The organism is Wolbachia endosymbiont (group A) of Crataerina pallida (assembly GCF_964028475.1).
Classification (GTDB): Bacteria; Pseudomonadota; Alphaproteobacteria; order Rickettsiales; family Anaplasmataceae; genus Wolbachia; species Wolbachia pipientis.
Genome location: NZ_OZ034785.1, coordinates 1,164,714 through 1,191,285, shown reverse-complemented (window position 1 = coordinate 1,191,285; position 26,572 = coordinate 1,164,714). Strand labels below are relative to the sequence as shown.

The window sequence follows — 26,572 nt, the reverse complement described above, 5'->3', positions numbered from 1 at the left end:
CGGTAATTTCTCATACGTTGCACTCTGGACCTAGGAGCGTTGTTAATAAAATCCACGACAGCTAGACAATCCTTGCTCGTCCACTAAAAGGAAAAGCAGCAAGGAGCGAACCAAAAGCGATAAGAAAGGATCCAAGCCAGATTATAGACATTCCAGGTTTATAGTGCACTTTGGCTGCGATTTTGCTCTTACTCTTATCAATCTCTCCAATTACAACATAAATATCAGAAAGCAAATTGTGGTAGATACTGCTTTCAACATTTTTCTGACCTTCCGCAAGGTAAAATCTATATTCAGGAGTTACTTCACCTAATATCTTATTATTCAGCAAATTCCTGATATCCATTGTACCCCTCACTGCATGGAAATTTTTTTCTTTTATTAGCTCAATATTGCGTAAAGTAACTTTAAATTTATTGACTGTTATGCTATCCCCTATTTTTAAGTAATTTTCTTTTTTCTCCTGCCAACCAACTGAATAAGCTATACCAAGCACTAGAATTGCCACTCCAGCATGAGCAAGCATCATTGCATAGTAGGACTTAGAAACTCTTCTTGCTAATAAAATTGATTCACCAAATGCTACCTTAAATAAACGAATTCTTTTACTGTATGCTTCTAAAACAAAGATTAATAATGCTATGGAGATAGTAATTGATAGCACAATTATTAGCTCCATGTGAAAGATAAACGGCAAAATAGCTGCAGCACTGCAGAATGAAAATCTATATTCACGGAATATTGGCAATAGACTATTTCCCTGCCAACTGCAGTATTGCCCGATCATGGTGAGCACTAGAATAGCTAGTGCAATAGAGTTAAATAAAGAATTGTAATATGGTGCTCCAACTGAAATTAATTCACCGGTTAAATACTCAAGCACTGTAGGGTATAAAGTGCCAACGAACACGATGAAAAAGGCAGTGATGAATAATAAATTGTTCATCAGTATCATCGTAAAGCGTGAAAAGAATCTTCTACCCTCTGTCACTTGAGTAGCAAGTTTCTTTCTGGATTCCAGTGTCAAGCATTGGAATGACATCGCAGGCGTGTGATTTTTTCTCGTAAATACTACAAATATTACTAAGCTACTGACTGTAATTACACCAAGTAGAGCTAATATATATAGTCCATATCTTGGGTCATCTGCAAACGTGTGCACTGAGGTAAGTATTCCTGAGCGGACTAGAAATGTTCCAGTCACACTCAATATAAAAGTTGTAAGCGTAAGTAAAATAGCAAAGTTCCTTAAAACATTGAAATTCCGTACCACGAGCAACAAATGTGTCAGCGCTACTGCAATTAGCCACGGCATCAAAGAAACGTTTTCCACTGGATCCCAAAACCAAAATCCACCCCACCCAAGTTCGCGATATGCCCACCAGCTACCCAAGCTGATGCCCAAAGTGAGCAGCGACCAAGAAATAAGTACCCAAGGCCTGACAATTTTAGCCCAAACATTTCCTTCAGTATTTAAAATTAATCCAGCTATAGAGAGCGAAAAAGGAACGCTAAATCCAAGGTACCCCAAATATAATATCGGTGGATGAATAGCAAGGCCTATATCCTGCAATATCGGATTAAAACCCAATCCATCTGTTTCAATGCCTGGCATTTTAGTGAAGGGGCTGGATTCAATTAAAGTGAACAGCAAAAAACAAAAGCAAATCAGCCCATGAGTGATAAGAGATATTTTTTTTAATTTACTACCATTAGTTCGTTCTGGTGTCATTCCAGTGCTTGACACTGGAATCCAGTTTTTATTACACTGCCATTTGATGTACTCATTTGCAATTAAATTGTCTGGATCCCAGTGTCTGGGCACTGGGATGACAGAAGAAGAGACTGGGATGACAGAGGGGGAAACTGGGATGACAGAAGGTATATAAATATCCATTAGTAATAAATACATGACAAGCACTAAGGTCCAAAGCAACATGGACCCTTCTTTGTTTCCCCAAACACCACAAATCTTGTAGATCAAAGGTTTTGTTGTGTGTGAGTGGTAGTATACGTTTTCAAGTGAAAAATCATTTGTAATGTGGCAGTAGATCAAAATAGCCATTGACGCTGATACACAAAAAAATATGGCAGTGGTAATAAACCGACAAGAACTAAGCGGTAAAAACAAATATGTCAAAGACAATAAGCAGGCTAGCAATAGCAATATATTCCCAAGTTCAGGCATAAAAAATTATAGTTTTTATATAAACAATATTACTGATGACAAGTTAGAAGTTAAAGTGTTAATTGATGCTAGCATAATGCTCCCGTAGTTAGCTGTGCTAGTATTAATTAAAAATTAAATATTAAATCTTTATACTTTTATAGATAGCGTTAATATTGAGGTAATATTGTGGGTACAACTAAGATTAGTAAATTTCCATTCAATATAAAAGGTAAAGTGGCAAAACAACATGCCGAACCAATAATCGAAAAAAATCTCTATACTATTTTAGGATTCAAAGATATAGAAGATTTTGAAAATAAGACAAGTAAACTTGTTAATAAAAAAGTTTGGCAATCATTTGTTGACTGCTTTGCAAAAGAAATAGATTATGCAGCAACCGAAGAAGTTGTAAAAAACATCGTTTGTAACATTGCAAAGAGTGATCAAGGTAATGCTTTTACCAAAACTGAACATCTCATATTAAATGAAAAGCAAGATAATAAAAAGAGAGAAAAAGCGATTAGAAAAGCTATTAGTATTTTGAGAAAAATCAATCCAGAAAAAGCCTTTAATGAACTTTCAGTAATAAAAAAACAAGCTGAAGATTTTTTACAAACCGATTTTTGTAAAGCACAGAGTAAATCACTTCAAGGATTTGCTCCCTCTGGTGGACAGCTCTTTGCGGAAACTCTGAAATATATAGAAACACTAGAAAGATTATCCGAAGTAAAAAAAGAAGGGCTAGTTAGAGATTTCTTGTTAAATCATGTTAGTTTATTGAATAAAAAGTATCCTAAATCACAAGGTAAAAGGGAAGATGCTATAACAATACTATCAAGTGATGAGTTGAAGAATTTTTACAATAAAGGTGTAAAAGAAGGAATGTTACAACCAATGGCATCTTACAAAGGATGCAGAAACCTGTATGACAAAATGAACCAGATAAAAAATGAATCCAAAAGTATAATTAAAAGAGAAGAACGGGAAGAAAATTTAAAGAAAATAGATAAGTCGATAATCAGCGCAATTAATGACATAAAAAAACATAGAGAAGCAATCCTTAACTGTAAAGACTTTCAAAATTCTTACATAAAAGAGAAAAAAGAACATCCATTTAGAGGCAACGCATGTCAAAAAATGATTGATATATATCAAGAGAGAATTGTTGGATATCAGGAGAAAATTCGTCAAAACTTAAACCAAATAAAAGCGATATTAAAAAGTGCGCCGCAAGAAATGGATGATGTGGAAGAATTCGAGGAAATAATTGATGATATACATGAAGCAAAGCAGTGTGATGAAATTTTTGATTCAGCTTTAATTTGTTTATCGAACATACAGAATGAGCTAGATATTCAGCTGGAAAATCCTTCAACAGAACTCAGAGCTTCACACATTAACGTTAAAACTGAGCTAACTAGGTTATAAGAACCAAATCTTTAGGATAATGAAAGCACTTTAATTCAAGACAGCTCTTAGTCTGTGTTTTAATTTGGTTGTGTTTTATTAAAAAAACTTTAGATTTATTTTATAATCGATACTCAAATATAATGACTCAAACTTGGGATTTGTTGCAAACAGGGCAAAAGGAAGGCTATAAAATTGCGTATACTAATGCTCGTATTATCGACCCGGAAACTAAACTTGATATAAAAGGTTCATTATTGACTGAAGGGGATAAAATTGTTGACTTTGGTGAATCATTATTTTCAACAAGTGGAGTTGATGAAACAATAGACTGTAAAGGGCTTGTTCTAATGCCAGGCCTTATTGACATTCACGTACATTTTCGTGAACCAGGCCAGGAACATAAAGAAACTATATATACAGGCAGCAAATCTGCAGCTGCGGGGGGAGTTACAACTGTAGTTTGTCAGCCAAACACTGTTCCAGCAATTGATAGCGTTATTTTGGCTAAATATTTGAAATATAGAGCACTTGAAACTTCACATGTAAACGTTGAATTTTACGCTAAAATCACCACTTCGGAAGAACACCTGACTGAAATGGCACTTTTAAAGGAAGCAGGTGCGGTTGGGTTCACCGATGATGGCATGCCAGTTATGAACCCAATGATTATGAGACAGGCGCTGCTTTATTCAAGTATGCTGAATGTTCCTATTGCTCAACATGCAGAAGATTTAAATTTATCTGCTGGTGGCGCAATCAACGAAGGTAAAATTTCTGAAGAATTGGGAGTAAAGGGGATCTTGAGTGCGTCAGAATCGGTTATGGTAAATCGTGATATACTGCTAATGAAGGATATGGAAAATGTGCACTACCATATTCTACATGTCTCTTCAAAAGATTCACTTGATGCTATTAAACGTGCAAAAGATTTGGGATTAAATGTTACGTGCGAAGTAACCCCTCATCACTTCACTTTGACTGAAGATATAGTAAAACAACATGGAGCAATTGCAAAAATGAATCCGCCGCTTCGCACTGAAGAAGATCGTTTAGCTATGGTTGAAGGTTTAAAGACAGGTGTGATTGATTGCATTGCAACTGATCACGCTCCGCATGATCGTAGTTCTAAAGATCTACCACTTGAAAATGCTGCATTTGGTATTGTTGGTCTTGAAACAATGCTGCCCCTTTCACTTGAACTCTATCACAGTGGGCAAATGGGTCTACTTGATGTGCTTGCAAAATTGACATATAAGCCTGCAGATATAATACACATACCACGTGGTCGTATACAAAAAAACCTTGCTGCAGACTTAATTTTAGTTGACCTCAATCATGAATGGGAAATTAAAACTGACAACTTTGCTAGTAAATCAAAGAATTCTCCTTTCGATGGTCGCAAAGTAAAAGGACACGTAGTACGTACTGTTGTGTCCGGCAAAACTATATACTCGCAGAAGAGTTAGTTATCATATCTTATCTATTCCAATTTGTTATCACCAGAATGGGCTAAGTGCACCTAAATTTAAATTAAGAAATCTTACACTGTCTCCGAATAAACACATCCTCTTATCTTTCCCTAATCTGTAAAGTTATTTTGTCTATCAATCTGATTCCAAAACAGCAAAATTATTGTATAATGTTACTTTGAAGTTTTATTTTCAATGCACAAGTTTGCAATACTTTTTTCTATACTGCTTGCAATAGTTGCTTACTACCTAAACAATGAAATCATATTTGAAATAGCAAAGCTATTTAGTGATATCTTTATCAGCTTGCTCAAATTAATAAGCTTACCTCTGGTTTTTTTATCCATAGTTTCCACAATTTCCGGGCTCAAAGACTCAATTGAAATCAAAGTCTTAGTTAAGAAAACACTATTTTATACTCTGCTTACAACTATTATAGCTGCGTTTGTTGCATTATCGTTTTATTTGTTAATAGATCCAGCAAGAAAAAATTTCATAAGTAATACAATAGGGAGTATTAACAGCAATAACCACAGTTATTTTTCATATTTAAAATCACTCATTCCTTCTAATTTTGTGCAAGTTTTTCTTGAAAATAATATGATTGGTAGCATATTAATCGCTTTTTTGATGGGTGGAGCTATTGTTTCACTTTCAAAAGAAAAGCAGGATATATTATATCAAGTATTCTCTGCACTTTTTGATACGCTACTTAAAATTGCTCAAGGGTTATTAAAATTTATTCCGCTTGCTGTTTGGTCTTTTATTACATGTTTTTTGCATGAATTAAAAGGCGGTAGTGAGTTCTACAATCTTTTATGGTATTTTGTTTGCATAATGTCTGCAAATTTTGTGCAGGCATTTCTGATTTTACCGCTATTTATGTGGTATAAAGGCATATCACCAATTCAAACGCTGAAAGGGGTTATGCCAGCACTCACACTTGCGTTTTTTTCTAAATCATCCAGTGCAACATTGCCAACAACTATAGAATGTGTGCAGAACAAGCTAAAGGTGCCAAAGAAATTATCGTCTTTTATTTTACCAATATGCACAACAATTAACATGAATGCATGTGCTGCATTTATACTAATCACTGTAATGTTTGTTGCAGAAATGAACGGATACGTATTTTCCTTAAGCGAAATGTTGATATGGATTTTTTTAGCTACAGGGGCTGCAATTGGTAACGCTGGAGTGCCGATGGGGTGCTATTTTATGGCAACCAGTTATCTCATGTCGATGAATGTTCCTCTGCATATTATGGGACTGATTTTGCCTATTTATACAATCATCGATATGTTTGAAACTGCAATAAATGTGTGGTCTGATGTTTGTATCACTCAGATAATTAATAAAGAATGTAATAGTGAAACTTAAAAAATGATATTAGACGAAAATAACCTAATAATAAAAGAATTTAAAGAAGCAGAAGCAATTTTGCATGGGCATTTTGTTTTATCATCCGGGCTGCATAGTGACACATACATACAGTGTGCGAAGATTTTTGAAAATCCAAGCAGAGCCATGAAAGTTTGCGCATTATTAGCAGATAAAATAAAAAAAGAATTAAATAGCTCCATAGATTTAATATTATCTCCTGCAATTGGTGGAATAATTGTGGGTTATGAGATTGGCAGGCAGCTTGGAATAAAGACAATGTTTTGCGAGCGCGTTAATGGTAAGTTTGAATTACGCCGTGGATTTAAGATCAAAAAGGGTGAGAAAATATTGCTCATTGAAGATGTAATAACCACAGGTAAATCTTCACTTGAAGCAGTGGAATGTGCAGAAGGGGAAGGAGGTAAAGTTGTTGCTGAAGCTTCTTTGATAAAGAGAAATAGTGAAACGAAACTGCCTTTTCCTGTCATATCTTTGATTGAACTGAACATCAAAAACTACAGCGAGGAAGAACTTCCAAGTGAATTAAAACAACTACCCATAACAAAACCTGGGAGTAGGGAATATTTAACAAAGTAATCCTATAATATCTTGGAAACACAGCATTTATACACAGCTTTAGTTATTTACTCCAAGTGTATTTTATGTATACTTATTACTAAATTAATTTTGAAATGATAGAAAATGAACGAATTTAAATCGATCCGAAATATAGCAATAATCGCACACGTTGACCACGGTAAAACTACTTTACTTGATAACATGTTAAAACAAAGTGGCACATTCCGCGAGAATCAAGAAGTTCAAGAACGAGTGATGGATAGTGGTGATCAAGAGCGTGAACGCGGAATTACAATACTTGCAAAATGTACATCAATAATGTGGGGCGATGAAAAGATCAATATTATTGACACGCCAGGGCACGCGGACTTTGGTGGGGAAGTGGAAAGGGTATTGTGCATGGCAGATGGTGTGTTGCTGCTGGTTGACGCTGCAGAAGGTCCCATGCCACAAACAAAATTTGTGCTCTCAAAAGCACTAAAAGCAAATTTGAAGCCAATTGTGATAATCAATAAGGTCGACCGACCAGATAGCAGAATTGATGAAGTATTAAATGAAATATATGAGTTATTTTTTAACCTTGATGCAACCAACGAGCAGCTAGATTTTCCAGTGTTGTATGCTTCAGGTAGAAATGGCTGGTGTGCTAAGGAGCTTTCTGATGAAAGAAAAGATTTAAGCCCATTATTTTCAACGGTTATAGATTATATAAAACCTTCTGTTTATAATCAAAATGCACCTTTTGCTATGTTGGTCACTCTACTTGAGTCTGATAAGTTTCTTGGCAGAATATTGACAGGAAAGGTTTATCAGGGCATTGCAAAAGTCAATTCAGATCTTAAGGTGCTTGACCTCGATGGCAAAGTAATTGAACGAGGAAGATTAACTAAGTTGCTCTCATTTTCTGGCTTGAAACGCATTCCAGTAGAACAAGCTGTGGCGGGAGACATAATTGCAATTGCAGGACTTGAGGAAGCTTCGGTTTCAGATACTATAGCAGCACCAGAAGTTACAACTGCAGTAAGCTCAACTCCAGTTGATCCGCCAACAATGGCGATTACTCTGAGCGTTAATGATTCACCTTTTGCTGGGCAAGAAGGTACAAAGCTTACTTCAACTGCTATAAAGGATCGTTTATATGCGGAAGCAGAAACAAATGTTGCAATTACTGTGACTTTGGCACCAAGCGGTGAAGCATTTGAAGTAGGTGGGCGTGGTGAGTTACAGCTTGGAGTGTTAATTGAAAATATGAGGAGAGAAGGTTTTGAGCTTTCGGTATCACGCCCTCGCGTGTTATTTAAAGAAGAAGGCGGTAAAAAACTTGAACCTATAGAGGAAGTAGTAATTGATGTAGATGATGAATATAGTGGAATCATCATGGAAAAACTCAGCTTCCGTAAAGGTGAAGTAACTGACATGAGACCTTCTGGTAATGGCAGGACAAGATTAACGTTTTTAGTGCCATCAAGAGGATTAATCGGTTATCAAGGAGAGTTTTTAACTGATTCTCGTGGCACAGGCATAATTAACCGTTTATTTCACAGTTATGCTCCACATAGAGGTCCAATTTCTGGAAGGCGCAATGGAGTTTTAATTTCTACAGATAAGGGTGAGGCTGTGGCATATGCAATTTTCAATTTGCAAGACAGGGGAATTATGTTTATTAAGCCACAGGATAAGGTATATTGTGGCATGGTTGTCGGCCAGCATAGCCGTGACAATGATTTGGAGATAAATGTGTTAAAGGGTAAGCAATTAACAAACGTAAGAGCTTCAGGTAGTGATGAAGCTATAAAGCTCACTCCACCAAAGATAATGACACTGGAGGATATGATAGCGTATATAGATGATGATGAATTGGTGGAAGTAACTCCAAAATCTATACGTTTACGCAAGAAATTCCTTGATCCAAATGAACGTAAGCGTGCAGGAAGGGCAAAGAATAAGGAGTAATCAGAGGTTGAACATTTGCGAAAAATAGTGTATAATTATTCGTCTCCTAATTGTATTTAATTATGGCCTTTTCGAAATTTCTCGATCCAAAAAACAATTTCGCGTTCAAGAGAATATTTGGCACTGAGAAAAATAAAGATATTCTCATTCACTTTCTCAATGATATATTGGGCTTCGCTGGCAAAGATGAAATAGAAGAAATAGAATTTCTCAGCACTATCATGGATGCTGAGATTGCCTCTAAAAAACAAAGTATTGTTGATGTTTTCTGTACTGATTCTGCTGGAACCCAGCTAATTATTGAAATGGTGCGACCTGAAAGTCTTCGGTCATATTGTTTAAAAGGAGAGGAATTCCTTCAGAAAGAAACTAAAAGAGTTCTAAAACTTATTAAACCAGATGTTTTGCCATCTGAGTCTATGCATCAGTGCGAATCGGGTAACCGGTTGGTGCCAAGCGATGCGGACAATGAACCTCCTCTTGAAAAAGAAGATGCTCAATCGTGAAAGGAGCATAAACTACAAGCATCATGTGGTTGGAGAGCTAGGCTTAGTGGTATGGTGAACGTAAGTGAAGCTTCATAAGTATCGTAACGATTAAAGAGCTAAAGATGCTGATAAGCTCCGACCAAAAGGTAATGTGACATTTTTCATTTCTGGATGTACGCAAATCACCGGTATAGAGAAGTCACCTAACCCACTGTTGTATGACAGAAGGAACAGGGTAAGCCTGTATTTCCGCCTATATGGCAAGCAAACCGCAAGGAACGCTGATGAAAATGCAGGTAAAGGATAATGGAGAAAGCGAATGCCATTTTGTAACGAAATGTATAGAATTTGTAACATTAGAGGTTGTCCGGAAACAAGTAAAAGGCTATAATATCTGAAATTTTAGTACGGGGTAAAGATGAGAAAAAAGTATCCAACAGATCTAAGCGAAAGGGAATGGGCAAGAATAGAAAAACACTTCAGAGTATCATACAAGAAAGGAGGAAGGCCGCCAAAGTATAGCAAAAAAGAAATATTAGAAGCAATTTTCTATGTATTGCGTACAGGGTGTCAATGGCGGTATTTACCAAATGATTTTCCGCTATGGAAGACTGTGTATGAGCAGTTCAGGCAATGGAAGAAGCAGGGAATTTTTGAGAAAATGAATTATGAAATTACAAAATATAGTAGAAGAAAAATAGGAAGGAATGAGCAGCCGAGTGCCTGTATAGTAGATAGTCAATCTGTAAAGACTACAGAAAAGGGGGGATCAAAGGCTATGATGGAAGTAAAAAAGTAAAGGGTAGAAAAAGGCATATAATTACAGACACTCAGGGTTTTATACTAGGTTGTTACGTAGGCGCTGCTAACGAAAATGATAGAGATGGTATTAAAATAGCATTAAACAATATGAGAACAAAATATACTAAAGTTAAAAAAATGTGGGCTGACATGGGATACCAAGGAAGAAATTTAAAGAATCACATAAAGGAAGAATATGACATAGATATTGAAATTGTTAAAAGGCCTCCATGTAGATTTTGGGTGCACAAAGATACGCCACCTGAGCTACTACCAACAAGAGAACAAGGGTTTAAAGTACAGCCAAGAAGATGGGTTGTAGAAAGGACTTTTGCTTGGGTTAATAGGAATAGAAGGCTATCGAAGGAGTATGATTTACTCACAACATCCACTGAGAATTTCATATACCTAGCTATGAGTAGGGTTATGTTAAAGAGGGAATATGCTTGAATTTACTAGTTTCCGGACAACCTCTTATAGCATTTCTCATAATAGTCCGAATAGGTCATAGGAAGGCAGAATCAACAGCACGACGAAAGGATTCGAATAGAGGAATGTTTTTCCTGGCTCTGTTTTTTATAGCAAACCAATGATGCTCAATTTTGTTAAAATCTGGAGAATAAGGCGGCAGATACAAAATTTCTGCACCGACTCCTTTAGCGAGCTTGATAAGCTTATCAGACTTATGAAAAGTAGCATTATCAAGAATGACAGTTTGTCCAGGTTCTAAGATCGGTGCCAAAAATTGCTCAAACCATCCATTAAAAATATCCATATTACAGTGGCCTTCAAATGTTAATGGAGCAACTATCTTTCTTCTACTTAAGGCTGCAACCATGCTGATTCGTTGAGTTTTTTTTCCAGATTTTAGGGCATAAAATCGCTGTCCTTTCTGGCAATACCCATATGGATAGTCCTCCGTGTTATCAATCCCAGACTCATCTATATACACTAAGTTTTCTGGTTCTTTTGTTGCTATAATTTTTAAGAATTCAGCACGTTTTTCTTCGTTCCTTTCCTTGTATCCATATGTCTTTTTTTGCGCGTAAATCCAATTTTTCTGAGAGCTCGGTGGATCGTTTGGATACTAACGTTGCCCCAAAGTTTAGCCATTTCCGACAGAGTTTTTCTACCGTGTTTTTTAGCAAATTCGATAAACTTATTCCAGTCGATAATTTTCTGATTGTAACCTCCATTACCGAGTTTTTTTGACTGAAAGTCGCCTGTTTCTTTTTTTCTTTGCTGCCACTCCCACAAAGTAGTTCGTCCAATTTTAAATCTTGCTGCCACTGCTTCTCTGCTTTCCCCTTCGTCTAGTGCTTCCATTGCTTTTTTTCTTAAATCATAACTATATGCTGCCGGCATCCAACCTCCTTATCGCCATCTATCCTTAATCTTATCATATCCGGACTTCTGTGGAAAGAGCTATAATTCGCGTGAAAACGAGCAGATTTCCATTTGGTCCCTCGTGACAAGAAACTTTGTTAACCACTTGAGGTAGAGAAGCAGATGACCTTACCCACAGAAATGATGAAGAAATTAGGAATATTTTTTACAAAAAGGACAATACTAACAAAAGAACTTTATTCTATTTAAAATATAAAGTTACAATAAATTTTCCTGTCATCTCCAAATAAATTACATTAACTTAGTATTGTATATTGTTAATAACTTAAATAATACAACCATTTTCAGCAACAAAAACCAAAGGTCTTGAGATACAAGATATTTGTATGGTTACTATGATAGTTCCTTTTTTAAGAAAGTTTTAAATTTCATACCTAACAATAAACAACTTTAGGTTTAAATTTATGAAATCAGTTGTTATATACATCAGCAAATACGAATTTAACTGGTGTTATGGACTTAAATAAATTTACCGAAAAAGCAAAAAGTCTAATTCAAAGTGCTCAAATGAAAGCGTTGGGAGCTGGGCATCAGATTTTTATGCCTGAGCATTTACTAAAAGTGATGCTTGAAGATGAATCAGGTTTAGTTCAGGATTTGATAAACGCTTGTGGTGGAAGTGTGCAAAGTATTTCTGATGCTGTGGATAGCGCAATAAAAAAGTTGCCAGTAATTGAAGGTCCAGGAAGTGGTGGCCTTCAACTTTCAAGAGAAATAGCAAAAGTTTTTGAAGATTCAATTGGTATTGCAAAGAGAAATAAAGATTCATTTGTTGCTGTCGAGCGTTTACTGCAGGGCCTCACTGCACAAAAAGATGATACTGTAGGCAAAATTCTGGCAGAGAATGGTGTGACTCCACAAAAACTGAACTCAGTTGTTGCAGAAATGAGAAAGGGCAGCAGTGCGGACTCGCCAAACAGTGAGGAAAAATTAAACGCGGCAAAGAAATATACAAAAGATGTTACAGAGCTTGCTATGCAAGGAAAGCTTGATCCTGTAATTGGTCGTGATGAAGAGATCAGAAGAACTATGCAGGTATCACTGAGGCGGACAAAAAATAATCCAGTGCTGATCGGTGAACCTGGTGTTGGAAAAACTGCAATAGTTGAGGGGCTTGCAAATAGAATTGTTGCAAACGATGTACCACTTGGTTTGCATGATGCAAAGGTCTTAGCTTTGGATCTTGGTGCATTAATCGCTGGAACAAAGTTTAGAGGAGAATTTGAAGAAAGGTTAAAAGCAGTTATTAATGAGCTTTCGAAAGCGGAGGGAAAAGTTATCTTGTTTATAGATGAGCTTCATACTTTAGTTGGAGCAGGAGCAACAAGTGGTGCAATGGATGCCTCGAATCTGCTGAAGCCTGCTCTTGCGCGTGGAGAAATTCGCTGTATAGGAGCCACAACTTTAGATGAATATCGTCAGCATATAGAAAAAGATCCTGCGCTTGCAAGGCGTTTCCAGCCTGTGTTTATTTCTCAACCAACTGAAACTGATACCATTTCAATACTCAGGGGTTTGAAGGAAAGATATGAGGTGCATCATGGTATAAGAATTACAGACGGTGCAATAATTGCTGCTGCAACGTTGTCCAATAGATATATAACAGATAGGTTTTTACCTGATAAAGCAATTGATTTGATTGATGAAGCAGCAAGTAGGGTGAGAATTGAAATGGATAGCAAGCCTGAAGTTATTGATGAACTTGAGAGAAAGGTTATACAGCTAAAGATTGAAGCAGAGGCTTTAAAAAAAGAAAGTGATGAAAATTCTAAACAGCGTTTAAAAAAGATAAATGAGAAGGTTGAAAACCTAAATAGCAAATTTGCTGACTTGAACAGCAAATGGCAGATGGAAAAGAATAAAATAGCTAGAATACAAGAAACAGCCGAAAAATTAGATAACGCTAGAAAAGAGCTGGAATTGGCTCAGCGGAGTGGAAATTTAGGAAAAGCAGGAGAGCTGATGTATGGTGTGATCCCTCAGCTTGAGAATGAATTAAAAAATCAGGAAAAGGTTACTGATAGTTTCTTAAAGAAAGAAGTGACTGGAGATGATATTGCAAACATTGTTTCAAAGTGGACAGGAATTCCAGTTGATAACATGATGCACAGTGAAAAGGAAAAACTTCTTAACATGGAGAATGAAATAGGAAGAAGAGTAATAGGGCAGAAAGATGCAATAGAAGCGATAAGTAATGCAGTTAGGCGCTCCCGCTCTGGGGTGCAAGATACTAATCGACCTTTTGGTTCATTCTTATTCTTAGGCCCAACCGGGGTTGGTAAAACCGAACTTGCGAAAGCCTTAGCTGAATTTCTGTTTGACGATCAATCAGCGCTTCTGCGTTTTGATATGTCAGAATATATGGAAAAACATTCTGTTTCAAAGCTAATTGGCGCGCCTCCAGGGTATGTTGGCTATGAACAAGGTGGCAGATTAACTGAAGCGGTAAGAAGAAGGCCATATCAGGTTATTCTGTTTGATGAAATCGAGAAAGCAAATCCAGATATATTTAATCTATTGCTGCAAATCTTGGATGAGGGTAGACTCACTGATAGTCATGGTAAATTAATTGATTTTCGCAACACCATACTGATTTTAACTTCTAACCTTGGCGCTGAGATAATGCTAAAAGGGAATGTTGATTCTGTAAGAAATGAAGTGATGCAAATAGTTAAATCAGCATTTCGTCCAGAATTTTTAAACAGGCTGGATGAAATTATTATATTCCACAGTTTAACCAGAGATGACATCTATAAAATTATAGATGTTCAATTTTCTTATTTACAAAAAACACTTGCTAAGCGTAAACTGAGTATAAGTTTGTTGCAGGAAGCTAAAGAACTAATAGCACAAACTGGCTATGACCCTGAATATGGAGCAAGGCCCTTAAAAAGGGTTATACAAGAGTGTATTCAAAATAATTTAGCTAAATTAGTTTTATCAGGGGAAGTAGTAGAAAATGATGAGCTAATAGTGTACGCTCTTGATAATGAAATCTTAGTTAAAAAGGTTTAAGTTCACTGTGTATTTTTGTTAAAAAAAATGTGTATAGATCATAATGTTGACACTGAGTCTTTATTTAAGTTAGCTGATCAAGAAAATCAGCAAGATAAAGAAAAAATTAAAAAATTTATTAAGTATTTTTATAGTTTTGTTTATAAAAGCGACCTAAAAGCCAATGATAAGTTTTTGCTATATATTGTAAACGATGCTTACAATTTTGTTTCTCAAAAAGAGAAAGATGAAAGTAAGTTAGTAGTAAGCAATATAGATGATATACCAGGAATAGAAGGCGATTTTACCACGATTAAGATAACAAACGATGATATGCCATTTTTGGTTGACTCCGTTATTGCAACTATTAAGTCGCACGATTTAACCATATGCTATTACAGCAACAGCATAATTAACATTAAAAGAAAAGATGGCCTAATAGACGAGATTTACTCTTTGGAAGAAAGCAATGGAGTCAAAGAGTCAGTCATATATGTAATTATCAAAGGTATAAGTGACAGCTTTGTTGATACATTAAAAGAATCTCTACAGAAAACGCTGAAAGCGGTTAATTGCGTTGTGAAAGATTGGCACTTAATGCTCAAGAAACTTGATGAGGCAAGTCTTTCTGTCATCCCAGCTGGGATCCAGGAAAAGGACACGTGGATTCCAGTGTCACGCACTGGAATGACACCAGACCGAAATCAAGAGCAAAAAGATTTTCTAGTTTGGTTAAAGAATAATAACTTCGTATTTCTAGGTTATCAAGAATATATTGCTGGTAAAGATGAAAAACTCGTCTGTGACAGCAAAAAGGACCTTGGCCTGATGAGAGTAGGTCAAAGTACGTTGATTCCTTCTGCAAACCTTGATTCCCTATACATATTGAGATCAGATCTAATCTCAATAGTCCATCGGCGTACATACATGAATTGTATAGGAGTAAAAGAATTTGATGACCAGGGTAATGTGGTAAAGGAACGGCGTTTTTTCGGGCTATTTACTTCTGTAGCGGAGGTCCAAGATATTAGAACTATTCCAATAATAAGAGATAAAGTTAAAGTTATAGAAAAAAATGCAGGGTTTGTAACCGGGGGCCACAATAACAAAGCTCTAATTTATATTTTACAAGTATTCTCATGTGATGAATTGTTCCAGTCTAATGAGGAAGAATTATTTCAAATTTGTACTTCTATTATGTCCCTTGCAATAAGACCAAGAGTCAAGTTATGCTTAAGAAGTAAGGGAGCGTTTACTAGTTGTATAGTGCTGATACCGATGCGTTATGCTAGCTCCAGGCTAATGCTCAAGATAAGCAATATATTGAAGGATGAGATAAATGCAGAAAGTTCAGATATTTATAACCACCACATTATAAACGAATATGACTTAATGAAATTGCACGTGGTGCTAAAGGCTAAAAACGCTAGTGTTCCTGATGATGAAGTTTTGCGTATCGAAAACAAATTAAGGAACATTACGGAAAAATGGGAAGATCGTTTTATAGACAATTTATATAATACTTTTAGCACTGTTGAGGATATATTCATCCGTTATTGCAAGGCATTTCCAATAAGCTATCAAGAGAGTTTCGAACCTCATGACGCATATTACGATATGAAAAAATTGGAGATAGTGAGGAAAAAAAGAGTTAGCGAGGTCGATTTAAGACTTACTCGTGACAATCTTAATTATCAATTAAAGGTTTACACTTCGAGCAATGGAGGTCTTGAATTATCGAAGATATTAAGAATTACTAAGAATTTGGGAGCTAAGATTCTATCTCATAATGGCTATTACATAGAAATTAACGGCGGAATATGGATACACCATTTTGTGTTGTCAAGAGTCGATGAATTAATAGACAACATTACTCTAAAAGAGCAATTTGAAATAACACTTGCGAAAGTGTTTAGCAAGGAAATTAAAAATGACTATTTCAATAGTTTGATCATTATTGCTGGGCTCAAGTGGAAAGAAGTGCTTCTGGTTAGAGCGTTAAGTGCTTACCTAAAGCAGACGTCATTTAACTACAATCCAGAATATATCCAAAAGGTAGTCTCAGAGCATCCAAAAATAGTAAAGTATTTGATACAACTATTTCATGCAAGATTTGATCCTAACATAGACATTGATAGAGCAGAAACTACGGACATTGTCAGAGAAAAAATTGAGGAACTTCTAAAAGAGATCAGCAATGTTTCACATGATTACGTTTTGCGCTCGATATTTAACTTGATAATGGCTATTTTAAGGACCAGTTATTATCAAGACGATAAACCATATTTATCTACAAAATTTGACTCAAGTAAAATAAATGGTTTACCTGATCCTCGTCCGTATCGTGAATTGTATATTTATTCAAACCTTTTTGAGGGAATACATCTAAGAGGAGGGAAATTAGCCCGTGGTGGCTTAAGGTGGTCGGATAGGACGGAAGATTTTCGCACTGAAGTTTTGGGGCTCATGAAAGCTCAGATGACAAAAAATGCGGTTATTGTCCCTGTTGGTGCAAAGGGTGGGTTTGTAATAAAGCAAGCTTATAAAGATAAGAATATTTTAAGAGAGAAAAGTGTTGAGTGCTATAAGAGTTTTATCAGAGGAATGCTTGATATTACTGATAACGTGGTTGATGGTAAAATAATTCCACCAGAGAATGTGATTAGGTATGATGAAGATGATCCATATCTCGTGGTTGCTGCTGATAAAGGAACTGCTTCATTTTCTGATTATGCCAACCAGATAGCCTCTGAATATAACTTTTGGCTTGGCGATGCATTTGCATCTGGTGGATCAGTAGGTTACGACCATAAGAAAATGGGTATTACAGCAAGAGGTGCATGGATTGCAGCACAGAGGCATTTTTGGAAAATGAATAAGGATATTTACCAGGATGCAACTGTTATTGGAATTGGGGATATGGCTGGCGATCTATTTGGAAACGGTATGCTGCTTTCAAAAAATATACATTTAATCGGCGCATTTAACCATATGTATATTTTTATTGATCCAAATCCTGATGCAGAAAAGAGTTTCACAGAACGTAAACGTCTCTTTAAGTTACCATTTTCAACCTGGATGGATTATAACAAAGATTTGATCTCTCAGGGTGGCGGGGTATTTGAGCGTAGCAGCAAGCAAGTAAATCTTTCTCAAGAAATGAAAAAATGCTTTGACATAACGGAAGATACGTTATCTCCAAGTGATTTGATTAGATATCTACTCAAAGCAGAAGTGGACTTCATATGGAACGGAGGAATCGGCACGTTTGTTAAGGCAAAGAGTGAAAGTCATAGCATGGTCGGTGACAAAGCAAACGATGAATTAAGAGTAAACGGTAAGGATATTAGAGCTTCTATGTTTATAGAGGGTGGAAATCTTGGTTGTACACAGCTTGGGAGAATAGAATATGCTGAAAGAGGTGGATATATCAATACAGATTTTGTTGATAATTCAGCCGGAGTGATATGTTCGGACCTTGAAGTTAACATTAAGATTGCATTTGTTTCAGCTATGAAAGCAGGGGGTATTTCTTTAGAAAAAAGGAATGAAATACTGGCAAGTATGGTGGATGAAGTTGCATCCAAGGTGCTTGAGAACCACAACAGAATTGAAACAAAAGCATTACTTCTTGAGTGTTTGCAAGCTAAAGAGAGATTGGAGCAGGACCACAGGTTACTGCTCAGTTTAGAAAAATCTGGGCTGTTAAACCGAAGCGTAGAATTTCTTCCAGCTGACGAAGAGGTAGCAAGGATGTTAACCGGTGCAGAAGGTTTCAGTTCTCCTCAGCTTTCTATTCTAATATCTTATGCTAGAACAGCAATAAAAAATAAAATTATACATTCCGATCTGCCTGAAAAAGATCTTATATCTAATGACTACTTGCTAGGTTATTTTCCTAAAAAGATGTTAACAGAGTTTAAGGATTTCATATTAAAACACCAACTTCGTAGAGAAATTATCTCCACTTGCATTGCAAATGATGTTGTAAATAGGATGGGCTGTATATTTATTAATAATTTAGTTGAGAATACTGGAATTAAGGTACACGAAGCAGTTAACATATATATCGTTGTTAACCACCTATATGATTTAAATAACCTGTGGCAGAAAATTGATGAATTGGATGGAAAAATTGATATTAACTCATACTTGCAAATAGTGAGAAATGTGCAGAAATTTATTGGCAGAGTATCGTTTTGGTTAGTAAAAAATCTTAGCTTTGTAGAATTGGATGATGTTACAAAATTTAAAGATGCAATTGAAACTTTAGGCCATGATGTTTTAGATGAACACCTGTTAAAGGTCTATAATCATGGATACACTTCTTTAGTGGAACTTAATATAGATAAAGATCTAGCAAAAAAAATTGCTGACCTGTGCGTTCTTACTTATGCACTGGATATTATATCTGTTGCTGAACAGACATCTTTGTCCATTCTTGATGCTGGTAAAATATACTTTGAGTTAAAGTCGCTGTTAAGATTCGATCTGATTAGGACAATTGCCATCAAGATGAAAAGCCGCTCTTCTTATTGGGATCGCAGCTTAGTTAATGATTTATTGGACGATTTAAGCAATTACCATCACAAGCTAGCTGTTAAAGTCATAAAAGCTACTGATAACCCTGAAGATAAGGTTCAAACCTGGGCTTGTAATGATAAGGACTACATAGAACGTTATAATAGTTTTTTAGATGAGATGGTTGCTTCTAAACTTGATTTAAGCAAATTAATATTTATAATCAGAAGGATTAAAGTACTTGCTTCATAGGAAAATGTTCAATATAGGTCTTTCAGAAATTTTAGTTGTAGCTTTAGTGAGCATAATTGTTCTTGATAAAAATAAGGTACCTGTATTTATTGATTTTATTAAGACTATATATAGGTATTTTACAATTGTAAGGTTAAAAGCCAGAAGGTTATTGAAGGATGCCGGAATTGAAGACTTATATAAAGAGTGTAATACTGAGAAAGTAAATTACATAGTTGGTAAAAATGGTAAGCTTTATCCTACTTACGATATAGATAATACATCTAAAGATAATGACAGCGAAGATTCTGGTAGTAGATGATGTACTATCTAATGTCAAGCTTTTAGAAGCTCGACTAAAAGCAGAGTACTATACGGTTATCGTAGCTCATGATGGTGAAGAAGCTATAGATTTAGTAGCAAAGCAGCAGCCTGATATTATATTACTTGATATCATGATGCCAAAGATGAATGGCTTTGAAGTTTGTAAGGAGCTAAAGAGTGATCCCTTGACAACCCATATTCCAATAATTATGGTAACTGCGCTGCATGATACTCATGATAGAGTGCAAGGTATTAATGCTGGCGCGGATGATTTTCTGACTAAACCAATAAACGAAACTGCTTTATCTGCACGAATTAAGTCTCTCACACGCTTAAAGATGATTATCGATGAATTGCGTTTGAGAGGAGAAACTAACGCTGAGATTGGTGGAGTCGCAGGAAACAGTATTATGGATTATTCCAATCAGATTTTTGATGCTAACATACTTGTTATAGATGAGGATGTTCATCAAGCAGAGCAGATATATAATATATTAAAGCAACGCTTTAGGTCAATTAAAATACTGAGTGATCCAATGGAAGCATTGAAGGTTGGTATTGAGAATGGTTACGACCTGATCATTTCTGATATGCAATTTTCAAAAACTGACGGCTTGCGTTTGTGTTCTGAGTTTCGTAGTAAGGTGGAAACACGTTATACACCAATTCTGATTCTTTCTGAGGATTATGATAAAAACAATTTAGTAAAAGCACTTGATGTAGGTGCTAATGATTATTTAACAGTACCTTTGGATGAGGGTGAGCTAATAGCAAGGGTTAATTCGCAAGTAAAACGCAAAAGATATCAAGATGCCTTGAGAATGAATTTATTTAATAATGCGGAAATGTCTATAAAGGACCCATTAACTAACTGTTATAATAGAAGATATTTTGATGCACACTTAAGAAACATTGTTAAGGACTCTGTGGAAAAGGATAGAAGGTTGTCTCTTATGATACTTGATATAGACTATTTTAAGATAGTGAATGACAGTTTTGGGCATAGTGCTGGAGATGAACTTTTAAAGCAAATACAGAAAAGAATTTCTGAAAATATCAGAGTGACAGATTTACTAGCTAGGTTTGGTGGTGAGGAGTTTGTTGTTGTAATGCCAGATACCAATGTATCAGATGCGTATACTATTGCGGAGAGAATACGAAAAATTATTGCTAAAAAACCTTTTATACTTGCGGATAAAAATACAACCCACGATGTAACTGTGAGCATTGGAATTGCAGAAATGCAAGAATCTGACCTTGACAATATTAAAGAATTTATAGTACGTGCCGACAAATATTTATATAAAGCAAAAAACAGTGGTAGAAATAGAGTGGTTACTGGCTATAGCTAAAGTGGCTTAAGTTTGCCGACAACCGTCATTCCGCTACTAGTTAGCGGAATCTATGCTGAGATACCGCGAATGAATCGCGGTATGACGGTTCGCGGCAGCATGACGATAAGGTTTATACCTTGTCATTCCAGTGCTTGACACTGGAATCCAGTTTTCCATATAATCTCATCGAAAACGTTGTAACCACTTTCCATGCTAGTTTGCTTGTTCACAAGCAAACTTTTCTGGATCCCAGTGTCTGGGCACTGGGATGACATCATAGGGGCGCTGGGATGACACCCTGACAACCGTCGTCCCGCTGCTTGTTAGCTGGATCTATGCTAAGAGATACCGTGAATAAATCACGGTATGACGGTTCGCGGTGGCATGACGATAAGTTCGTCATCCCGCTACTTGTTAGCTGGATCTATGCTAAGAGATACCGCGAATGAATCGCGGTATGACGTAGGACTGCTAAGATTAAAGCGACAACATGAGGTTTCTCAGCTCTGGAAATTTCACGTTTAACTGCAAAAATAGATACTTATTTAAAAAATATCCTGTGACTTTCAGTCCTAACTGAAATTCTTGGAATGAGTAGCTGTTTTGTAGGTTATTATTGTATACATCATGTAACATTTGTGGAAAAGGTAGGAGTTTATCTGCATAATAATCTCCTACTTTTTTTGACACTGCTCTACCAGTTTTTGGAGAAATAAATTGTAAATTTTCCTTAACACCTGTTACAGCGCATTTGGATAAGTCTAACTTGAATCCCAATTGCGTAAGAAGCAGAAGCTCTAAGTTAAGATAATGGCTTTGCCAAGACTGATTGTTGTGTTTAATTACATCGATGAAATATCGAAAATTGTCATACAGCATGGCACAGGGTTCACTTTCTGGAAGCACTTTTTCTAAAATAGAGGAGAAAGAAACAATAGTAATGCTTTTTAACCTATCTTGAAAGAAATGATGGAATGGAGATTCGATTAATTCGCACTTAAAAAAACCTAGATTTTCAGGTAACTTAGCACTCCATTCTGCATGTAATAGATTACTTATCTGAAACTTATAATTGCTATTGTTTGTTAGCTTAGTTAATCCCCTGCGCTTTCCATGATTTTTTGTAAACAGAGAAAGAATTAAGTTTTTATCGCCGTATTTTTTAGCAGCTATAATGATGCCTTCATCTTTCCATCTCATTTAGAGTGTATTGACCGTATGATATATAGGATAGTGCACCTAGAGCGTGTAATCCATAAAAATCACTTACTCCGTTACTGTTTGCTTCCAAAGTTTCAAGGCTATGAGAGAGTAAGTTATTGGCTGCCACTCTTCTTCCTGAGCCTGATGCATTTCATACTGAGCTTTTGGTTTGCTAAATAATTGTTTGAATGATTTTAGTAACATTACTTTTCCTCGTCTGAAATTTTGGATAATTCAGCTTCTAATTCTTCTATCGTCGGTAAAGCTGTTTTTATGTTCTCTGGTAGATTTTCAGTTATTCGATATTCTGCTAGCCCTATTGGCTTGTTCATGTCTCGGAGTGTATATTTAGCAAGTACATCGTCTTTAGATTTACATAAGATTAACCCTATAGAAGGTTGATCTGTCGAGTGCTTCAGTAAATCATCAACTGCAGAAAGATAAAAATTCATTTTACCAGCATATTCCGGCTTAAAATCCTTATCTTTTAGTTCAATCACTACGAAGCAACGTAACTTTAAATGATAGAATAATAAATCAATATGAAAGTCTTTATTACCAACATCTAAATGAAATTGTCTACCAACAAATGCAAATCCTTCACCGAGTTCTAACAGAAATTTTTCCATATGCCCTACGAGTCCTTTTTCTACTTCTCTTTCATGAGCATCCTTACCTATACTTAAAAAATCAAAAATATACGGATCTTTTAATGTGTAATGTGCTAGATCGGATTGTGGAGATGGTAATTTTTCTTTAAAATTAGTTATTGCTTTTCCTTGACGTTTATGTAGTCCAAGTTCTATCTGCATCACCATAATGTTACGTATGTTCAATAGCTTTTTTTACATAAAATAATCTTATTTCATGACTTTCTATTTTTTCCAAAAGAGTGATATTGTGATACCAAGTTAATTGTGCAAGAGGCTCCTGCACAAATTCAACATCAGGATATTCTTCGGCAAACTTACGCATATACTTCAGATTTCTCATGCTAAAGCCTTTCATTTCTGGAAATGTACTTCTCAAATCCTTACTTAATTGATCAATTACCTTAGCTCCCCAGGTATGTTCTTTTTGGCGTTTTAGGATCTCTGTACCAATATGGTGGTAAAGCAAAATAAGCTTACTATTTACTGCAAGTGCTGCTTTATAACGGTTTGTTGCAATATGATCCTTCAATTGCTCTAAAAATTCTGTATATTCTTTTGCTATAATTTTTGTCATACGGTTCCTTTTAATCCATTATACAATTCCTTTGTCTGTCGAGAAGACAATCTTTCGCTTGCCTTCAGCTTTGAAGGGATTCCTTATTGACTTCAAACTCGTCCATCAACTAAAATATATTGACTTTACGTGCAATATTAGCTTTAAACCAGTAAAACAAGCTGCTTAACATATGCGTTTTTTCTATTCGAATTATATTCTTTTTTTGTCTTTATGTTGTTTTTTGCTTTTTTCGTTATCTTCAACAAAAGCCCAAACGAATGATACGTTAGCTGTTCCTATACCACAAAGGAAAAAAGAAATAGTTGAGCACACTGTTGTAGCACAACCGAGGCAAATTATCGAAATGCAAGAAGAAGTCATTATTAACGAGGGTAAAGAATTCATTCCAATTCCAAAAAGAAAAAAAAGTGTAGAGAAAAAACTAAGAAGGGATGTTAGAGGGGCAAAAAATGAAATAGGAAACGAAAAAAGCGTTGAGAGCAAAAAGGATGAATTAGTTGTAACAGAAATTATTAACTCTATAAGAGACAAGCTCACAAAATGCTGGAGCATTCCTGAAAGCATAGCTTACAAAGAAAATTTTAATATAAAAATTAACTTATTGTTATCCAGTCAAGGCGAGATAATTATGGCGGATGTAGCAGACAGTGATTCCTATCGAAATAATCCACTTTTCAGGTCGATAGCAGATAATGCAATGCGTGCAGTATATAAATGTAGCCCATTGACCGGCTTGCCTACTCAGCACCACCACATTTGGCGTGAAGTAACACTAGATTTTATTCTATAGCTAAAGTAATTCTATAATTTAATAAGCCCACTGTATCCGTTCAGGATAGCAGCAAGGTAGTATAACCATAGAGTAAAAGTGAGTTTACAACAAATGGTGTCATCCCAGTGCTTGACACTGGGATGGCTTTGTTGCATCGCTAGCTATGATGGATTAAAGATAAAAAAGGTGGAGAATATCAGTAGCTTATTATTCTGGTATTTATAACAAGAACGGTCAGTGAATACCTAAATTTGAGTAAAAGAAATTTCACTACCACTCACTAATCCGGCTAAAATTCAAGAATTTCAATGCTTTAGCTATTTTCAATAGAATTAAATTTATTAATATAAATAACAAGTTACTATTCTTAAATTTGATCAGATTGATTGCAAAAAAAACAAGATTTTCAATAAGTTGCTTATAATCCTAATTATAGTTAGCCTTTCATAAGTAGCGATGCAACAAAGCCCACTGGGATCCAGTTTTCTTTACAAATTCACCAAAAGTGCTTCATTCTATAACGCAAAACCCATACTTACCAAACCCAATGCATTACTTGCAATTAAGTTTCCTGGATCCAAGTAGTCTGGGCACTGCCGTCATAAAGGAACTAGTGTCAGCTACTTTCATGACACCCTTCTGGTAGGCCCAAATCGCAATGTTCGTACAGTTATGGAATGAACCGCGGTATGACGTAGGAAGATCTGAGCAAACTTTCAATCAGAAACAGCCAAAGATCTCTCTAAGATGTCAGTTTCTTTTGTATCTTCAACTTTACCGTCCTGGTCGAATGAAATTTGCAGAGACTTACTACTATACTTCCTTTTTCCTAAAAAATTGGCTTGTTTAATTTTATATGAGACATAGTACCAAACATTGTCATCGAACTTTGATACTAATGTTGGTGATCCTAAAGTGTGAACCACTTTTTCTTTATCGTCACCTACTTTTATCTTGCTCCACAATTCAACACTAATGCCAGGAGCTCCGTGATTGTGAATAGTGTGAGTGCAGCTCACTGTAAATAATAAAATAAAAGATATTAATACTCGCATTTCTGTTGATAAATTACTTGAAGCTATAATACACTAATAAATTATCTGCCGTCAAATTTCAAAAAAGTTAAATTGACTGATTCTCAATATCACTTAATATAATATTTACTTTAGAAAATAATAGGTGTCTTATGTCATTGTTAAAAGCAGATCCAATATACAAACCTTTTAATTACCCTTGGGCGTATGATGCGTGGCTGCAGCAACAAAGAATCCATTGGATACCTGAGGAAGTTCCGCTTGCTGATGACGTAAAGGATTGGAAAACTAAACTTTCAAGTGTAGAAAAAAATCTACTAACCCAGATCTTTAGATTTTTTACTCAGGCAGACATTGAAGTAAATAACTGCTACATGAGGCATTATTCAAATATATTTAAGCCAACGGAAATATGCATGATGCTTGCAAGCTTTTCCAATATGGAAACTATACACATTGCAGCTTATTCTTATCTTTTAGACACAATTGGCATGCCAGAAAGCGAGTATCAAGCATTCTTAAAGTATGATGCTATGAGAAAGAAGTATGAATACATGTTAGAATTCGAGGAAAGCAAAAAACACGATAAAAAACATGTAGCTAAAACTCTAGCGGTGTTTGGTGCATTTACCGAGGGGTTGCAGTTATTCGCATCATTTGCAATTTTGCTCAATTTTCAACGCTTTGGAAAAATGAAAGGCATGGGACAAATAATTGCCTGGTCAGCCCGTGATGAAACTTTGCACACCAATTCAATTATCATGTTGTTTAATACATTTATTAAAGAGAATAATGAAATTTGGGACGACGAGTTTAAAGAGGAATTATATTCTGCATGCCGCACTATTGTTGAGCTTGAGGATGAGTTTATAAAGCTTGCTTTTAATTTCGGAGATGTTGAAGGACTATCTGCAGAAGAAGTGCGCAATTACATACGCTACGTAGCAAACAGACGGTTAATTCAATTAGGTCTTGAGTCCATATATGATGTTAATGATAATCCTATTCCGTGGCTTGATGAAATACTAAATGGCGTGGAACATACAAATTTCTTTGAAAATAGAGTAACAGAGTATAGCCGTGCAGCAACTCAAGGCACATGGGAGGAGGCTTTTACTGAAAACGACACGAATAATAAGTGAGTGCTAATTTCACTCTTCTTTGTCATTCCAGTGTCAGCTACTTTCATTACACCATTTGCTGTGCAGTTTAGACAGTTTTGCTTTACTTAACAACTAACTTACCATATATATATCCATAGGACATTGG

General features: G+C 35.7%; 19 protein-coding genes and 2 pseudogenes. 15 read left to right on the top strand and 6 right to left on the bottom strand.

The annotated features are described in order from the left end of the window. Window positions 1-61: 61 nt before the first annotated feature. Window positions 62-2,065 carry a heme lyase CcmF/NrfE family subunit gene (locus ABWU55_RS05805; protein WP_022626230.1) on the bottom strand — a complete coding sequence of 668 codons (2,004 nt, stop codon included), beginning with the start codon at window positions 2,063-2,065 and terminating at the stop codon, window positions 62-64. A gap of 22 nt (window positions 2,066-2,087) precedes the next feature. Between ABWU55_RS05805 and ABWU55_RS05800 the strand changes: the two genes are divergently transcribed. From ABWU55_RS05800 to ABWU55_RS05760, 9 genes and pseudogenes are all read left to right on the top strand, one after another. Next, entirely contained in the window at window positions 2,088-2,276 is a 189-nt protein-coding gene (locus ABWU55_RS05800; RefSeq protein ID WP_022626229.1) for a hypothetical protein, read from the top strand. 80 nt (window positions 2,277-2,356) lie between these two features. Then, on the top strand, window positions 2,357-3,598 hold the full coding sequence (locus ABWU55_RS05795; RefSeq protein WP_006279654.1) for a hypothetical protein: 1,242 nt from the start codon (window positions 2,357-2,359) through the stop codon (window positions 3,596-3,598). Window positions 3,599-3,720: 122 nt separating this feature from the next. After that, complete coding sequence (locus tag ABWU55_RS05790; protein WP_022626228.1) at window positions 3,721-5,046, top strand: dihydroorotase; 1,326 nt, start codon at window positions 3,721-3,723, stop codon at window positions 5,044-5,046. Between the two features lie 198 nt (window positions 5,047-5,244). Then, on the top strand, window positions 5,245-6,429 hold the full coding sequence (locus ABWU55_RS05785) for a dicarboxylate/amino acid:cation symporter (protein ID WP_010082165.1): 1,185 nt from the start codon (window positions 5,245-5,247) through the stop codon (window positions 6,427-6,429). A 3-nt stretch (window positions 6,430-6,432) separates the two neighbouring features. Then, a complete protein-coding gene (gene pyrE / locus ABWU55_RS05780) occupies window positions 6,433-7,029 on the top strand; it encodes an orotate phosphoribosyltransferase (protein WP_006279657.1) in 597 nt (198 codons plus the stop codon). A 105-nt stretch (window positions 7,030-7,134) separates the two neighbouring features. Beyond that, the gene (typA, locus tag ABWU55_RS05775) at window positions 7,135-8,964 is read left to right on the top strand and encodes a translational GTPase TypA (RefSeq protein ID WP_010962447.1); all 1,830 of its coding nucleotides are present in this window, start codon (window positions 7,135-7,137) and stop codon (window positions 8,962-8,964) included. A 62-nt stretch (window positions 8,965-9,026) separates the two neighbouring features. Further along, window positions 9,027-9,272: pseudogene (locus ABWU55_RS05770) on the top strand (PD-(D/E)XK nuclease family transposase); the annotation flags it as partial. Between the two features lie 437 nt (window positions 9,273-9,709). Then, window positions 9,710-9,850, top strand: coding sequence for a hypothetical protein (locus ABWU55_RS05765; RefSeq protein WP_353286248.1), 141 nt, complete (start codon window positions 9,710-9,712; stop codon window positions 9,848-9,850). A gap of 20 nt (window positions 9,851-9,870) precedes the next feature. Next, window positions 9,871-10,703 (top strand): IS5-like element ISWpi1 family transposase gene (locus tag ABWU55_RS05760; protein WP_209472412.1). Its coding sequence is split into 2 segments (ribosomal slippage): window positions 9,871-10,240 and window positions 10,240-10,703, totalling 834 coding nucleotides; the frame shifts between segments, so codons are not numbered across the junction. Window positions 10,704-10,758: 55 nt separating this feature from the next. On the opposite strand, the gene ABWU55_RS05755 is transcribed toward ABWU55_RS05760, so the two are convergent. Further along, window positions 10,759-11,618 (bottom strand): IS630 family transposase gene (locus ABWU55_RS05755; RefSeq protein WP_156518142.1). Its coding sequence is split into 2 segments (ribosomal slippage): window positions 10,759-11,294 and window positions 11,294-11,618, totalling 861 coding nucleotides; the frame shifts between segments, so codons are not numbered across the junction. Between the two features lie 495 nt (window positions 11,619-12,113). On the opposite strand from ABWU55_RS05755, the gene clpB reads away from it, so the two are divergent. Genes clpB through ABWU55_RS05735 form a run of 4 tightly spaced genes read left to right on the top strand, consistent with a single transcriptional unit; the run spans window position 12,114 to window position 21,082 of the window. Beyond that, window positions 12,114-14,675, top strand: coding sequence for an ATP-dependent chaperone ClpB (gene clpB / locus ABWU55_RS05750; RefSeq protein ID WP_209473398.1), 2,562 nt, complete (start codon window positions 12,114-12,116; stop codon window positions 14,673-14,675). A gap of 27 nt (window positions 14,676-14,702) precedes the next feature. Further along, window positions 14,703-19,427 (top strand): NAD-glutamate dehydrogenase, encoded by a 4,725-nt coding sequence (locus ABWU55_RS05745; protein WP_353286247.1) that lies wholly within the window; start codon window positions 14,703-14,705, stop codon window positions 19,425-19,427. A 4-nt stretch (window positions 19,428-19,431) separates the two neighbouring features. Then, complete coding sequence (locus ABWU55_RS05740; RefSeq protein ID WP_010082258.1) at window positions 19,432-19,728, top strand: hypothetical protein; 297 nt, start codon at window positions 19,432-19,434, stop codon at window positions 19,726-19,728. Further along, a complete protein-coding gene (locus ABWU55_RS05735; RefSeq protein ID WP_353286246.1) occupies window positions 19,700-21,082 on the top strand; it encodes a PleD family two-component system response regulator in 1,383 nt (460 codons plus the stop codon). The genes ABWU55_RS05740 and ABWU55_RS05735 overlap by 29 nt, the downstream gene beginning before the upstream one ends. A gap of 459 nt (window positions 21,083-21,541) precedes the next feature. Here the strand turns inward: ABWU55_RS05735 and recO are convergent, their stop codons facing one another. From recO to ABWU55_RS07855, 3 genes and pseudogenes are all read right to left on the bottom strand, one after another. Next, entirely contained in the window at window positions 21,542-22,264 is a 723-nt protein-coding gene (gene recO, locus ABWU55_RS05730; RefSeq protein WP_010082260.1) for a DNA repair protein RecO, read from the bottom strand. Window positions 22,265-22,330: 66 nt separating this feature from the next. Beyond that, a complete protein-coding gene (locus ABWU55_RS05725; RefSeq protein ID WP_007548500.1) occupies window positions 22,331-22,471 on the bottom strand; it encodes a hypothetical protein in 141 nt (46 codons plus the stop codon). After that, a pseudogene (locus tag ABWU55_RS07855) lies at window positions 22,471-23,494 on the bottom strand (PDDEXK nuclease domain-containing protein). Before ABWU55_RS07855 ends, ABWU55_RS05725 begins: the two are co-directional and overlap by 1 nt. 172 nt (window positions 23,495-23,666) lie before the next feature. Between ABWU55_RS07855 and ABWU55_RS05710 the strand changes: the two are divergent. Next, complete coding sequence (locus tag ABWU55_RS05710; RefSeq protein ID WP_022626225.1) at window positions 23,667-24,287, top strand: hypothetical protein; 621 nt, start codon at window positions 23,667-23,669, stop codon at window positions 24,285-24,287. A gap of 698 nt (window positions 24,288-24,985) precedes the next feature. Here the strand turns inward: ABWU55_RS05710 and ABWU55_RS05705 are convergent. Further along, the gene (locus ABWU55_RS05705) at window positions 24,986-25,324 is read right to left on the bottom strand and encodes an outer membrane protein assembly factor BamE (RefSeq protein ID WP_006279908.1); all 339 of its coding nucleotides are present in this window, start codon (window positions 25,322-25,324) and stop codon (window positions 24,986-24,988) included. A gap of 131 nt (window positions 25,325-25,455) precedes the next feature. Here ABWU55_RS05705 and ABWU55_RS05700 point away from each other — a divergent pair, with 131 nt between their 5' ends. Continuing rightward, complete coding sequence (locus ABWU55_RS05700; protein WP_353286244.1) at window positions 25,456-26,445, top strand: ribonucleotide-diphosphate reductase subunit beta; 990 nt, start codon at window positions 25,456-25,458, stop codon at window positions 26,443-26,445. The last annotated feature ends 127 nt before the right edge of the window (window positions 26,446-26,572 follow it).